Raw genomic sequence first — 14,015 nt, 5'->3', positions numbered from 1 at the left:
CCTTTCTCGCTTTTTCAAAAAGCCGCTAAAGCGCTCTGATCATTCGGTCAGAGAACACAGCTCTTGGCAAACTCTGCCGCTTCATTGGCGGACCAGTCACCCTTCGGTTTTTCCTTCAACTGCTCACACCATTCCTTGCTGCCCATTTCGGGCTCACAAGCCGTCAGGAAGGCGCCTGTGAATGCCAGCATCAAAACCAAGGTCAATTTTTTCATGGGAACCCCCAATAGTTTCTCAGTATCTACCTCAATACACTAAAAAACCCCATCCGTTCAGTCCCTTTTTGACAGAATTGCGGAAAGCTTCGTTGACAGGACGTGAAAAGCCCGTCATTCCTCGCGTTTCACTTATTTCAACCAACATGCAGTATAAGGAAAGATATTAAGGTCATGTCCTCCAACGACACCGCAAAACAGCCGACGGCTGTGATGAATACCTACGCACGGTTCCCAGAGACCATGGTGCGGGGCGAAGGGGTTTACCTCTTCGATGCGGAGAACCGACGATATCTCGATTTCTATACCGGCATTGCTGTGAATGCGCTTGGCCATTGCCACCCGCATCTGGTGAAATGCCTGCAGGATCAAGCTGCCAAACTGTGGCATGTTTCCAACCTCTATCATATTGAGGATCAGGAACGCCTGGCCAAACGCCTCACCGCCCACAGCTTTGCCGATGTGGCCTTCTTCCCCAATACCGGCGCGGAAGCGCTGGAAGGCCTGATCAAGCTGGCCCGGCGCTATCATTTTGTCACCGGCAACCCGCAGCGCTGGCGGATCATCACCGCAAGCGGTGCCTTTCACGGGCGCTCGCTCGCGACCATTTCGGCGGCCAACAATCCAAAACATCTGGAAGGTTTCGGGCCGAAGGTAGAAGGCTTTGACCATGTACCATTCGGCAATATGAACGAGCTGCGTGCAGCCATCACCGAAGAAACCGCCGCCATCCTGGTCGAACCGATCCAGGGCGAAGGCGGGATCAATGCCGCCGAGATGGGATATTTGAAGGAATTGCGCCGTTGTGCCGATGAATTTGGCCTGCTCCTGATTCTGGATGAAGTCCAGTGCGGCAACGGACGGACAGGCAAAATGTGGGCCCATGAATGGGCGGAGATCAAGCCCGATGCGCTGGCCACGGCCAAAGGGCTCGGCGGCGGCTTCCCGGTCGCCGCCATCCTGGCCACCAATGACGCCGCCCAGGGCCTGACCCCCGGCACCCACGGCACCACCTTTGGCGGCAACCCGCTGGCCATGGCGGTCGCCAATGCGGTTCTGGATGTCCTGGAAGGGGATGGTTTCATGGATCATGTGATCGCCGTCTCTGGGTATCTTGACCAGAAACTGGCCGGATTGGTGGAGCGCCATCCGACGATTTTCACAGCGAAAAAAGGTTTTGGCCTGATGCTGGGCCTGAAATGCACAGATGCGATCACCAATGGTGACATTATCGGGGCGGCCAAGGCGGAAGGCCTGTTGCTGGTCGGGGCTTCGGATAATGTGATCCGAATCCTGCCGCCACTCACCATTGAAAATTCCCATGTGGATGACGCCATCGCCATCCTCGACAAAGTTGCCGCCGCGCAGGCGCGAAGGAAGGTTAGAACCAATGACTGAACCGAAACATTTTCTGGACCTGGACAAATTTTCCGAAGCCCAGCTGCGCGCCATGCTCGATGCCGGCAATGCTTTCCGCAAAGGCAATGCCCGTGGGGCCGAACGTCCGCTGGAAGGCAAGGTACTGGGTTGTATTTTTGAAAAACCCTCGACCCGGACCCGCATTTCCTTTGATGTCGGCATGAAACAGCTGGGCGGCGAAGTAGTGGTCATGACCCCGTCTGAATCCCAGCTGGGCCGGGGCGAATCCATCGCCGATACCGCGCGCGTGCTGTCACGTTATGTGGATTGCATCATGATCCGTACCACAACAGAGGAAAAACTTCTGGAACTGGCGGAATATGCCACCGTGCCGGTGATTAACGGCCTGACCGACCGCACCCATCCCTGCCAGCTGATGGCCGATGTGATGACCTATGAACAGCATCGCGGCTCGATCAAGGGCAAGATCCTCACCTGGTCCGGTGACGGCAATAATATGGCCACCAGCATGATCCATGCGGCCGTGCGGTTTGACTTCACCCTGCGCCTGGCCGTGCCGGAAGAATTGCCGCCGCCGGCGGATGTTCTGGAATGGGCCAAGCGAGAAGGCGGCAAGATCGAGATCTATAACAGCCCCGAACCGGCCGCCGAGGGCGCGGATTGCATTGTAACGGACACCTGGGTTTCCATGGGCGACAAGGACGCGCCGGTACGCCATAACCTGCTGCAGCCCTTCCAGGTGAATGACCATATCATGAGCCTGGCCAATCCGGATGCGCTCTTCATGCATTGCCTGCCTGCCCATCGCGGCGAGGAGGTGAGCGAAAGTGTGATCGACGGCCCGCAATCGGTCATCTGGGACGAGGCGGAAAACCGCATGCATGCCCAGAAAGGCGTTTTGGCCTATTGCATGGGCGCGCTTTAAGCCTATTTAAGGTGATATTGCGTATCATGGGGCGCTCTGTTATAGAGCGCCCCTCACTTTTTCAGGGTATTGAGCGATGTCCGACAGTAATTTTCAGATGACCGACGATCTGGTCCAGCCCTTCATGATCGATGCCAGTGGTCTCAATGGCCGCCTGGTCCGTCTTGGCAACGCCATCGATACCATCGTCACCCGCCATGACCTGCCTGAATCCGTGCGTGCCCTGCTGGGCAAACTGCTAGCCCTGGGGGCCGGCATGGCGACCGCGCTCAAATATGACGGCATTTTTACCCTACAGATCAAAAGCGATGGTCCGGTTTCCATGATGGTGGCCGATGTCACCACCAATGGCGACATTCGGGGTTATGCCCAGTTGAGCGGTGAGATTGCCGACGAGGAAGCAGCGCGCGCCGCCCCTGTGCCAAATCTGCTGGGCAAGGGCTATATGGCCTTCACCGTGGACCAGGGTGCCGAGATGGAGCGCTACCAGGGCATTGTGGAGCTGGTCGGTGACAGTTTGGAAGACAGCATCGACAATTATTTCGAAAAATCCGAACAGTTTGCGTCAAAGACCCATCTGGCCGCAGGCAAAACCCCGTCCGGCCAATGGCGTGCAACCGCCATTGTGCTGCAGCGCCTGCCGGAAGAAAGCGGCGACAAAACGCACGAGGAAACCCAGGAAGATTGGGTGCGCGCGGTCACCTTGATGAAAAGCGCCACGGCGGATGAGATGCTGGACGAGCGCCTGGACGCCCATGGCATGCTCTATCGCCTGTTCCATGAAGATGGCGTGCGGGTCTATGACCCCAGGCCGCTGGATGTGGGCTGCCGCTGTTCGCGGGACCGGATCGCGGGCATCCTCATGGGCATGCCGGACGATGATCTGGACCATGCCATGGTCGACGGCAAAATCTCGGTCAATTGCGAGTTTTGCAATGTCAGCTTTGACTTCACCCCCAATGATGTAGACGCCCTTAAGGCAGCCCGGCGCGACCAAGCCTAGGCTCTATACGGCCTGCTGATCTTATCACGGCAAATGCTCCCTGAGAAGGTCTGATCGCCGCTCCAGGACCCGGCGAAAAGCATCGACAAAGCGATCAATTTCCTGTTGCGTCAATGTCAGGGACAGAGCGATAAACCCCCGCCGTGCGATGTAATATCCTTCTTCAAGCAAATCGAGAAAGACCAATTCTCGCAATCGATCATCCCGGCGCATCACATCCCGATAGTTTTCTATCGGGCCAGCGCCCGGATGCAGGCACATGAGCGACCCCAGACCGGATATCTGGAACGGTATCTCCAGATCAATTGCGGTCTGATTCAGCCTCTCGCGGATCTTGTCCCCCCATGCATTAAACCGGAATGCATGTTTTGCTGTATAGATCCTGCCCAAGGCCGCCACGCCGGCATGCATGGTCAGTACATTATTGTTGAATGTTCCCGCATGAGCGATGGCATCGGGCCGCCTCGGATCAAAAAGATCCATGACTTCCGCACGGCCGCCGAAAGCCCCGAAGGACATGCCGCCGCCAATCCATTTGCCGACAGTCATAAGGTCGGGGAAAATGCCATAGAGCCCTTGTCCACCCTCTTCCCCCAGACGGGAGGTCATCACCTCATCAAAAATCAAAAGACAACCAGCCGCATCGCTTTCACGCCGTAACGCGGCGAGAAAATCGGGCCTGGCCGGGACACAGCCTCCGGACCCCAGCATGGGTTCCACCATCACCGCCGCCAATTCAGGCCCCAGCGATCGGATCGCCGTGACAGCCGCTTTCACATCATTGAACGGGCAGACCTCCCAGGAGAAGGGGGCATTTGTTGATATATCCGGCTTAAACAGAAAAACACCACCGTGATAACCGCCCTCAAAAACAAGAATTTTGTCACGGCCCGTATGAGCCCTGGCCGCCGTCAGCGCCATTAACGTGGCTTCGGTTCCTGAATTTGTGAAACGGACTTTTTCCAATGCCGGAAAGCGAGAAACCAGCAGCTGAGCGAATTTTGATTCTATTGAATGATGGGCCCCAAGGTTAATACCGCCTTGCAGAGCAGTGCGGATCGCCAGCTGAATTTCCGGATGGTCATGGCCAAACAAACCTGCCGTATATTCTCCCAACAGGTTCAGCAACCGGTTGCCGTCTGCATCAATCAGCCAGCTCCCCTCACCGGTTGCCGCACGAAAGGGATAGGGTTCATGGAACAAAACTGTCCGTGTATTCCCGCCAGGCATAACCGACAGAGCCTCTTGAAAGGCTTGGTAGGATTTTGGGCATCGATCAACATATCGCGCCCGCGCACCGGCTAGCGCCCGGCCCAGCCTAACACCATTACCGTGATCCATTTTCCCGCATTTCCTTTCTTATTGTACGGCGTACAAGAGATTTAAATACAGGAACACCGCCCCCTTGTACAGCGTACAATTGAGCCTTATGATCTCCACTCATCCCAGACATGGACCAATAGGCATAAGATGACATTAAAAGCCTCGGAAACGGCACTTACGGAATGCGACATCACTGCCCATGCACTGGCTATGATTGATGAAGAGGGCCTCGGGAAATTCTCAATTCGCCGGCTGGCACAGGCAATGAATGTCTATCCGACGGCTGTTTTGTGGCATATCGGCAGCCGGGACGACTTGTTGGCAAAAGTGGTTGAAAAGGTCCTGGAAAACCTGCCGCCCGATACCAGCGGACTGACCTGGCAACAAAGCCTCCTTGCAATCGCCCTTGATTACCGGGGCGCTGTTAAGGCCCATCCCAACATCTCCCCTCTGCTTGGTGCCGATCTGACCTCCAACGCAGGTGTGAATTTCGGTTTTGTCGAAGCGATTCTTGAGGCGCTTGCCGGCGCCGGCTATTCTGGACAGGCAATCGTTGATGCCTATAACAGTTTCTCAGGGGCTTTCATCGGATTTGTCACCTTGGAATTCTCACCACAACCGAAAAACAGCGGCAAAGCTCTGAAATCAGACATATTACGACGGTTGGATGATTTGTCTGAGCAAGAGTTTCCGCATCTGACATCGCTAAGGACGCAAATGACGGACAAAGCCTTTGTCACCCGCTGGTCCAGCGGCAACGAGGCCCCCATGGAAGAAGCCTATCATGCCTTGATCGAGATGCTGGTCCGCAGCCTAGACAAGAAAAAACAAGACTTTAAGGGAATTTGACAATTTCAAGGCATCTCTTCTACCGCCCTTGCCAGCCTTCTGGCGCCGTCGCATAGTGTTTGTCAGGGTTCTTATATTCTTGGGGTAATACCATGAAGAAAATTGTTTCCGGACTTGTCGGCCTGTTCGCACTGGCCGGTCTCAGCGCCTGTGAAACCGCGATCGACCAGCCGCAATATGCCGACCTGACCTTTGGTCATCTGGGCGTGATTGAGCTGAATGTCGCCGAGATCAAAGTGATCAAGGCCTATCAGCCGTCCCCGGCCGCTCCCCATGTGGAACTGGAATTCCCGGTCTCCCCGCTGGAAACGGCAGCCCGCTGGGCCACCGACCGGCTCAAGGCCACCGGCACCAGGGGTGTCGCCACGGTCACCATTTCCGATGCCTCCGTTGTTGAAACCGCTCTGAAAACCGAAGACGGCCTCACCGGTGCATTTACCACCGACCAGTCGGAACGTTATGACGGCACGATTGAGATGAAGATCGTTACGGAAGACCCCAGCGGCACCATGGCAGAAACCACCACGGTCGTGCGCCGTTCCACCACCGTTCCGGAAGATGTCAGCCTGAATGAACGGTCCGATATCTGGTATGATTTCACCGAACAACTGATGACGGACCTGGATCGCCAGTTGGTCACCAATATCAAAACCTATCTGAAGGGCTTCACCTATTGAGGGGGCTATCCGGCCGATCTTAAACAACTTGGGTCTGCAGGATCAGAAGGGTTGCGCTGAACAGCCCTTCCCTGCACCGCCCGGCCAGTTTTTGACAAAAATGCCAAGAACGGTGGGTTAACCATGTTCCTGGCGGAACGGGCGGTTCAGCACATCCGATATGGTTTTCTCAATATCCGCATCTAGACTTACGATCCGGTTAACAGCCTGGCAGATGGGCATGTCCACTTTCAGCTTATCCGCCAGATCGCAGACTGATTCGGCCGACCAGACCCCTTCCGTCACCGCCCGGCGTTCGGCCAGGATTTCCGCGACGGTCCGACCCCGCCCCAATTCTATCCCAAAGGACATATTGCGTGATTGCGGGCTATTGCACGTCAGGGTCAGATCGCCAAGACCGCTTAACCCCATGACCGTTTCCGCACGCGCGCCAAGTTTCACCGCCAAACGCATCACTTCGGCCAGCCCCCTGGTCACCAGGGCAGCCCTGGCATTTTCACCAAGATTTCGCCCCGTTACGATCCCGCAGGCAATGGCCAGGACATTTTTCACCGCACCGCCGATTTCCGCGCCGACCACATCATTGCTGACATAGGGCCGAAAAGTGGGGATGCCGACGGTCTGCAATATGGTGTTTTGAACCCATTCTTCCGTCGCCGCCAGAGTCACCGCCCCGGGCAGCCCCAAGGCCAGTTCACGGGCGAAAGTCGGCCCCGATAAAACCGCGATCCCGCTGTCCGGCAGGCATTGCGCCGCCACCTCGCTCATCAGTTTTCCAGTCGAACGCTCCACGCCCTTGGAACAGAGCGCCACGGCCTTACCTGATGCATGAGGCGCCATTCTTTCAGCAATTTCCCGCAGATGCTGGGACGGCACCACCAGCAGCACGGCCTGTGCACCCTCCAGGGCTTCGGCCATATCCGTGGTGGCTGTGATCCCGCTTTCCAGAGAAACATCCGGCAGATACAGCGGATTGCCGCGTCCTTCATTAATATCGGCGACAACGGTCTGGTTTCGTGCCCAGATACAGACATCATTCCCGGCCTTCCGGGCCACACAGGCCAAGGCAGTACCAAATGCGCCGCCTCCGATCACCGCCACGGAATTTGCCTTCATGCTGTTTTCGCCTCCCGGTTATTGATCCAGCGGCCAGCGCGGGCGCGGCGCGAATTCAAGACTGTCCTGATGGCCCAGACGGAAATGTTCCAACCCCGCCCAGGCAATCATCGCAGCATTATCGGTGCATAGGTGTATCGGCGGGGCCGCAAATTGCATGCCTTCGCGCGCACAAAGGCCGGTCAGCACACCCCGGATATGGGTGTTCGCCGCAACACCGCCGCCGACCACCAGCGCATGGCCATCGCCGTAATCCTGTTTGAACTGAGCGATCGCGCGCCCGACACGGTCTTCCAGAACATCGCCGACCGCCTTTTGGAAAGAGGCGCACAGATCAGCAACCACCGGGTCGGTCAGACCCTCTTCCGGCAATTTCTGGATCTGCTGGCGCACGGCCGTTTTCAGACCGGAGAAGGAAAAATCACATCCCGGGCGCCCCTTCATCGGGCGCGGCAGGTCGTATTTGGACGCATCCCCCTTGGCCGCCATCTTTTCCAGATTGGGCCCGCCGGGATAGGGCAGCCCCATCATCTTGGCACTTTTATCAAAGGCCTCGCCCACCGCATCATCGACCGTGCGGCCATAAAGCGTGTATTTCCCGACCCCCTCCACCGCCAACAACTGGCAATGGCCGCCGGAAACCAGCAGAAGAAGATAGGGAAATTCCACGTCGCCATTCAGCCGGGCTGTCAGCGCATGACCCTCCAGATGATTGACTGCGACAAAAGGCAGCTGGCGCGCCAGCGAAATCGCCTTGGCGGTCATCACACCAACCATCACGCCGCCAATCAATCCAGGCCCGCCAGTCACGGCGACCGCGTCCAGGTCTTCATAACCGATCCCGGCCTCTTTCATGGCCTGGTCGGTGATGGAATCCATATAATCAAGATGGCTTCTCGCTGCGATTTCGGGAACAACGCCACCATAGGGCCGGTGCTCATCCAATTGGCTTAGAACCACGTTGGAAAGAATAGTGCGGTCATCGCGCACGACGGCGGCGGCGGTCTCGTCGCAGGAGGATTCAATTCCCAAAACTATCATGCGCTTGGGTGTAGCTTATCCGGGCCGAATGCGCTACAGGTTGGTGAAAGAAAATCCAAAAAAATATGGTTCCATGACCGAGATTCTGAAAATCGGCACCCGTGCCTCCCCCCTCGCCCTTGCCCAGGCTTATGAAACCCGTGACCGCCTGTTGGCTGCTTTCCCGGATCTGACCATTGAGATTGTGGAACTGACCACAACCGGTGACAAGATCCTGGACCGCCCGCTCGCCGAAGTCGGCGGCAAAGGCCTGTTCACCAAAGAGCTGGACGAAGCCCTGGCCGATGGCCGGGCGGATATTTCCGTTCATTCCATGAAAGATCTGGAAACCAGCATCCCCAGCGATCAGGCACTTGGCGCCGTTCTGGAGCGTGAGGATGTGCGCGATGCCTTCATCAGCCCCAAGGCCGCCCGGTTGGAAGACCTGCCCGCCGGATCGGTGGTCGGCACCTCCTCCCTGCGCCGTCAGGCCCAGATCAAGTTGAAACGCCCGGATCTGGAGGTCGTTACCTTCCGCGGCAATGTTCAGACCCGACTGCGCAAGCTGGCGGAAGGCCAGGCCGATGCCACCCTTCTGGCCATGGCCGGTCTCAACCGCCTGGATAAAACCGATGTCGTTTCCAGCGCCCTGGAACCGGAATTCATGCTGCCCGCTGTGGCCCAGGGGGCCATTGCCATCACCTATCGCAAGGGCGACCAAAAGGTGGCCCACTGGCTCGGCGCCTTGAACCATGAACCAACCCGCATCCGGGTCACCGCCGAACGCGCCATGCTGGCCACCCTGGACGGGTCCTGCCGAACCCCCATTGCCGGACTGGCGGAATTCACCCCGGATGGGCAGATGCGTCTGCGCGCCCTGGTCGCCAATCCGGAAGGCACTCTTTGTTATCAGGCGGAACGGCTCGGCCCTCCGGACGAAGCCGAAGCCATGGGCATTGATGCCGGACGGGAATTGAAGGCCCTGATGGGAGATGATTTCTTTGGCTAAGCGACCGGTCTTGATCACCCGCCCGACAGAAGATGCAAGAGAGCTGGCATCAACGGCGGCACGGGCCGGTGCGCAACCGGTTCTCGAACCGCTGCTGACCATCGGGTATCTGGACGAGAAGCTTGAACTGGACGGCCTTCAGGGCCTGATTTTCACATCCGCCAACGGGGTGCGGGCCTTTACCCGCCTGACAAAAAGGCGGGATCACAGCGTTTATGCGGTGGGCCCGGCCTCTGCCCGCGAAGCCCGCGAGGCCGGTTTCAAAAAAGTGCATGTGGCCGCCGGCGATGTCGAGGCTCTGGCCGACATGATCCGGGACAAATGCGTTCCCAACCAAGGGGCATTCCTGCATGCGGCCGGCAGCGCGCTGGCCGGTGATCTGGCAGGTGAGTTGGGCCGGTCGGGTTTTGAAATCCGCCGGGCCGTGCTCTATTCCGCAGGCAAGGCGGATCGGTTAAGCCAAAACGCCTTAGATGCCATAAAATCGCCTCAAGGCTGCATTATTCCGCTTTTTTCTCCCAGAACGGCAGAAACCCTGCTGGCCTTGGTGACCGAAGCGGGGGTATCCTCTCAATTGGCCGGATGCACCGCCTTATGCCTCAGCCAGGCGGTCGCCGACAAATTGACACCCAGCCAATGGGCGACGGTGATCGTGGTGGACCGGCCGGATAGTGATTTGCTTTTGGCCAAGTTGGACAAGATATTGAATGGGGAAGACAGGGATCGGGACATGACGGACGACAAGAAAAACAACACCGATGATCAGGCACCCGATCGGGCCAAGGAAAAAAGCACCGACAATGATCGTGCTGGCAGTGATCATACCGGCAATGATGAGGCCCTGAACCTGGACGCCGAAGCCCTGATTGAGGCTTTTGGCGGCATTCGTCCCATGGCCAACAAACTGGATGTTGCCGTCAGCACGGTGCAGGGCTGGAAACAGCGCAACCATATCCCCGAAAACAGATTGGATGATATCCAGCGGGCGGCTGCCGAAAATGGCATTGACCTGATCGCCATCGCCACCATGTCTGTTGCCGCAAACCCGGCACCGGAAGCGCAAGAGGCAACAGCTCCTTCCAAGGACGAGGCTCACCCTGCGAATGAGAGCGCAACGGATACGTCAAATACGGCCTCCGGCAACACGACCATTCAGGCCCAAAACATGCCGGCCAATGAAATAACCGTTATCAAACGCGGTGGCAGTCGTGTCGCCTGGCTGGCGCTCTTGTTGTCCGCAGGCATGGGCGCAGCCCTGGTTACCCAGCCCTATTGGGGGGAAACAGTCCGCAATAGCTTGCATCCCAGCTTGTCCAAATTCGCCCCCAACTTGTTTGCCAAGCCGGGGTCCAACCAGGCCGACCAGGAGATCGCCTCGCTCAAGAGCAGTCTCGGTGAGGTTAACGAGCGATTGTTATCCCTGGAAAGCCGACCGGTCGGAACCGACCCATCAGCCGCAATCACCGATCTGGAGGCCGTTGAAAAGCGCATCCGAGATTTGGAACTGCAGGTTGTTGCCCTCGATACGGTGTCACGGACCAGCGTGACCGCGAAAAGCGACCAAGCCGATACCAGCGCCCTGGAAACCCGGTTGGACCGCATGGCCGAAATGCTGCAAGCGCGCCGCTCGGCAGGACTGGAGAGCCAAAACGCCCTGCGCCAGGCTGTCACCTCGCAAGGTGAGCAAACAGCCGCGGTCGCCGCCCGGCTGGAAGCCCTGTCCAGCCGGTTGCAGGCAGCAGAAACTCAACTTTCCAGTTTGAAATCAGCGCCCGGCAGCCGTGACCAAAGGGAAGTGGCCCTGGTCATTGCCGTCGGCCAGATGGAAAGTGAGCTGGTCGCCGGACAGCCCTATTATCGCAGTCTGACCAGCCTGCAGGCTTTGGCGCGCAATCTGCCTGATCTCAATACCCCCTTGGCCAAACTGGCCCCCTATGCGGAAGGCGGCCTGCCAACCCGGACGGAACTGAACCGCCGGTTTGAACAGATGATGACCGAGCTTCGGGATCCCGTTCAGGAGGCGAGCCTGGAAAACTGGCTGGATGCCAGCCTGGCCAATATCAAGAATCTGGTTCATATCCGCCCCACCGGGGCCGCTGCGGACCTGCCGCCGGAAAGCCTGGCGGAAAATGCCCTGAGGCAGGATGACCTGCCGGGCGCGGTCGCAGCCTTGAGCCCGCTTGAATCCACCACACCGCTTATCGCCGATTGGCTGAAGGCCGCCAATAGTCGGATCGAGGCGGAAAGCGCACTATCCGAGTTGCGCCGGATCGCGGTCCATAATCTGGCGCTGGCCGCCGCCCCGAAGACTGCGGAGGAATTGGCGCGGGAGATCATTCAGGAGGGTGCTCCGACCGCACCGACACCGGTTTCTGCTGAACCTGCTGGAGATACAGAATGATCAGAGGCCTGCTGTTTCTTCTTAAAATTGCCGTACTGGGCGCGATCACTTTCTGGCTGGCCAGCCAACCCGGTCAGGTGACAGTCACTTGGCAGGATTGGCGCCTGGACACCTCTGTCGGTGTCATGCTGATCTTGTTGCTGGGGGTCAGCCTTTTGCTGATGATAAGCTACAATTTCTGGCGTTCGGCAAAATCCGCGCCGGGCAAATTTAAACAGAACCGGGCGTTATCGCGCCGGGAACGCGGCTACAAGGCCCTTACCCAGGGGTTGGTCGCCGTAGCCGCCGGTGACCGGCTGGAGGCACGCAAACAATCCAGAAAAGCGAATGCCCTGTTGGATGACCCGCCGTTGACCATGCTGCTCTCCGCACAGTCGGCCCAGCTGAATGGCGATGACCAGGCGGCAGCAAATTATTTCAACGCCATGCTGGATCATCCAGATGCCGCTTTCCTGGGCGTGCGCGGCCTGATGATGCAGGCGGCAAAAACCGGCAATCAGGAAGAAGCCCTGATGCTGGCACGCAAGGCCTATAACCTGCGGCCGGACACCCCTTGGGTACTGAAGGAACTGGTCGACCTGCAGATCAAATCGGCGGACTGGGCCGGGGCGATCCGGACGATCGACGAAGCCATCAAAGCAAAGGCCATCAGTCAAGAGGACGGCAAGGAGCGCAAGGCCCAACTGCTGATGGAACAATGCCGCGCGGCCCGCGATGAAGGCGACAGTGCCCTGGCGCTCAGATTGGCGACCCAGGCGAATAAGCTCTCACCCGATTTGACCGTGGCGATCACCACCCAGGCCCGCCTGCTGGCCCGCAGCGGCAAGGTCAAAAAAGCGGAAAAGGCCATTGAAGAGGCCTGGAAACGCAATCCAAACCCGCTGCTGGCCAAAACCTATCGGGATATTGCCGCCGACCAGGATCCTCTGAAACAGGTCAAGCGGTTCGAGCATCTGCTCTCGCTCAAACCCGGCTCCAGCGAGGGCCATATCGCCCTGGCCCGCGTGGCTCTGGATGCGGGCCTTTGGGGAGAGGCGCGCAATCATTTGAACCAATTGCCCGATTCTGAAATCAGCCCACGGGTCTGCCATCTGATGGCGGAGCTGGAGGAACGGGAACATGGCGACATGAAAGAAGCGCGCAAATGGCTGAATCGGGCGGTCTATGCCGGTGAAAACGGGGAGACCGCCGCGCCCTGAGCGGTTTTCCTCGACCCCAAAAGACGAAACCGGCCTGAGGAGGGCCGGTTTCTGCAGGTTAACCTTGAGGAAAGGGAATAAAAATTCCTGAGACTCTTTTCCGAATTGACAGGGCTAACCTAGCAGCATCTCGGGCAATGTTCAGTGATCGTCGTCACAGTAAAAAAACTGATTCACAAGCTCTTGCAAAAAGGGCAGACTGGCCGTATGTTCCGCGCCGTCGCGAAAGCGCATCATTAAGCCGACTTAGCTCAGCTGGTAGAGCATCGCATTCGTAATGCGGGGGTCACGTGTTCAAGTCACGTAGTCGGCACCATCATGGAAGGCCCGGCGTTATGGCGCTGGGCCTTTCCGTATTTAGAGCCAGGGGCATTGAGATGAAATTCGCCCGTTTTTCCTTGATCACCAATCAGCCCGGGCCGCTCGCCATTGACGCAGTCAGGGACGCCATCTCACGTGCCGGTGGCTGGATCACCGGCCACAGCCTGTTTTCCAATCTGTCCGCCACAATCAATTTTGACTTGCCCGGCGATGCAACTGCCCGCTTCCTGGAATTACTTCTGGAAAAGGGCCTGCGGGCCAGTGCAGAGGATCCCATGCCGACAGGCAGCCCCGAGGAACTGACCTGCACCATCGCAATCACCTTTGCCAATCCCGGCCCGGATCAACGACGGGAAGTACCGCCATTCGGCTAAAGCTATCGGGAATGGTGTCTTTTTGTCAGTTCAACATATCTCTGCCCCCCTATTCGTGATATAAATCCATGGTATCCGCCACCATCCGGCGGGAATGTTTCCGGCTGGATCCGGACGCGGGGGAGGGGCTGTGGATCCCATGCCATCGGCATGGTGACTGCCTCCGAGAAAAAAATACAAATAACTGTGCCCAGAAAACGAAC

The 14,015-nt window shown here is 57.8% G+C and carries 13 protein-coding genes and 1 tRNA gene; 10 read left to right on the top strand and 4 right to left on the bottom strand.

Translation table 11 applies throughout. The features are described 5' to 3' along the window. Window positions 1-47: 47 nt before the first annotated feature. On the bottom strand, window positions 48-215 hold the full coding sequence (locus DFP90_RS17125) for a DUF3012 domain-containing protein (RefSeq protein WP_115937736.1): 168 nt from the start codon (window positions 213-215) through the stop codon (window positions 48-50). Window positions 216-389: 174 nt separating this feature from the next. Here DFP90_RS17125 and DFP90_RS17120 point away from each other — a divergent pair, with 174 nt between their 5' ends. The 3 genes from DFP90_RS17120 to hslO all read left to right on the top strand — a co-directional run bounded on the left by DFP90_RS17120 (window position 390) and on the right by hslO (window position 3,523). Then, entirely contained in the window at window positions 390-1,613 is a 1,224-nt protein-coding gene (locus tag DFP90_RS17120; RefSeq protein ID WP_245957105.1) for an aspartate aminotransferase family protein, read from the top strand. Then, window positions 1,606-2,520 (top strand): ornithine carbamoyltransferase, encoded by a 915-nt coding sequence (argF, locus tag DFP90_RS17115; protein ID WP_115937735.1) that lies wholly within the window; start codon window positions 1,606-1,608, stop codon window positions 2,518-2,520. Before DFP90_RS17120 ends, argF begins: the two co-directional genes overlap by 8 nt. 76 nt (window positions 2,521-2,596) lie before the next feature. Further along, complete coding sequence (hslO, locus tag DFP90_RS17110) at window positions 2,597-3,523, top strand: Hsp33 family molecular chaperone HslO (RefSeq protein ID WP_115937734.1); 927 nt, start codon at window positions 2,597-2,599, stop codon at window positions 3,521-3,523. A 24-nt stretch (window positions 3,524-3,547) separates the two neighbouring features. Here the strand turns inward: hslO and DFP90_RS17105 are convergent, their stop codons facing one another. Further along, window positions 3,548-4,864, bottom strand: coding sequence for an aspartate aminotransferase family protein (locus DFP90_RS17105; protein WP_115937733.1), 1,317 nt, complete (start codon window positions 4,862-4,864; stop codon window positions 3,548-3,550). A gap of 129 nt (window positions 4,865-4,993) precedes the next feature. On the opposite strand from DFP90_RS17105, the gene DFP90_RS17100 reads away from it, so the two are divergent. Next, window positions 4,994-5,695 (top strand): TetR/AcrR family transcriptional regulator, encoded by a 702-nt coding sequence (locus DFP90_RS17100; protein ID WP_115937732.1) that lies wholly within the window; start codon window positions 4,994-4,996, stop codon window positions 5,693-5,695. Between the two features lie 92 nt (window positions 5,696-5,787). After that, window positions 5,788-6,372, top strand: coding sequence for a hypothetical protein (locus tag DFP90_RS17095; protein WP_115937731.1), 585 nt, complete (start codon window positions 5,788-5,790; stop codon window positions 6,370-6,372). A 117-nt stretch (window positions 6,373-6,489) separates the two neighbouring features. Here DFP90_RS17095 and DFP90_RS17090 read toward each other — a convergent pair whose 3' ends face one another. Then, on the bottom strand, window positions 6,490-7,488 hold the full coding sequence (locus DFP90_RS17090) for an NAD(P)H-dependent glycerol-3-phosphate dehydrogenase (protein ID WP_115937730.1): 999 nt from the start codon (window positions 7,486-7,488) through the stop codon (window positions 6,490-6,492). An 18-nt stretch (window positions 7,489-7,506) separates the two neighbouring features. Further along, window positions 7,507-8,529: a tRNA (adenosine(37)-N6)-threonylcarbamoyltransferase complex transferase subunit TsaD gene (tsaD, locus tag DFP90_RS17085; protein ID WP_115937729.1), complete on the bottom strand. Its 1,023-nt coding sequence runs from the start codon at window positions 8,527-8,529 to the stop codon at window positions 7,507-7,509. 73 nt (window positions 8,530-8,602) lie between these two features. On the opposite strand from tsaD, the gene hemC reads away from it, so the two are divergent. The 5 genes from hemC (at window position 8,603) to DFP90_RS17060 (ending at window position 13,812) form a co-directional block, all read left to right on the top strand. Then, complete coding sequence (gene hemC / locus DFP90_RS17080) at window positions 8,603-9,517, top strand: hydroxymethylbilane synthase (protein ID WP_115937794.1); 915 nt, start codon at window positions 8,603-8,605, stop codon at window positions 9,515-9,517. Further along, window positions 9,510-11,918, top strand: a complete 2,409-nt coding sequence (locus DFP90_RS17075) for a uroporphyrinogen-III synthase (RefSeq protein ID WP_181905422.1) — start codon at window positions 9,510-9,512, stop codon at window positions 11,916-11,918. Before hemC ends, DFP90_RS17075 begins: the two co-directional genes overlap by 8 nt. Then, on the top strand, window positions 11,915-13,117 hold the full coding sequence (locus DFP90_RS17070) for a heme biosynthesis protein HemY (RefSeq protein WP_115937727.1): 1,203 nt from the start codon (window positions 11,915-11,917) through the stop codon (window positions 13,115-13,117). Before DFP90_RS17075 ends, DFP90_RS17070 begins: the two co-directional genes overlap by 4 nt. A gap of 240 nt (window positions 13,118-13,357) precedes the next feature. Next, a tRNA-Thr gene (locus DFP90_RS17065) sits at window positions 13,358-13,433 on the top strand. Between the two features lie 61 nt (window positions 13,434-13,494). Then, window positions 13,495-13,812, top strand: a complete 318-nt coding sequence (locus DFP90_RS17060; RefSeq protein ID WP_115937726.1) for a hypothetical protein — start codon at window positions 13,495-13,497, stop codon at window positions 13,810-13,812. The last annotated feature ends 203 nt before the right edge of the window (window positions 13,813-14,015 follow it).

This window comes from Aestuariispira insulae (genome assembly GCF_003385955.1).
Classification (GTDB): Bacteria; Pseudomonadota; Alphaproteobacteria; order UBA8366; family Aestuariispiraceae; genus Aestuariispira; species Aestuariispira insulae.
The sequence above is the reverse complement of the archived record's forward strand: the minus strand, read 5'-3'. Positions and strand labels throughout refer to the sequence as shown.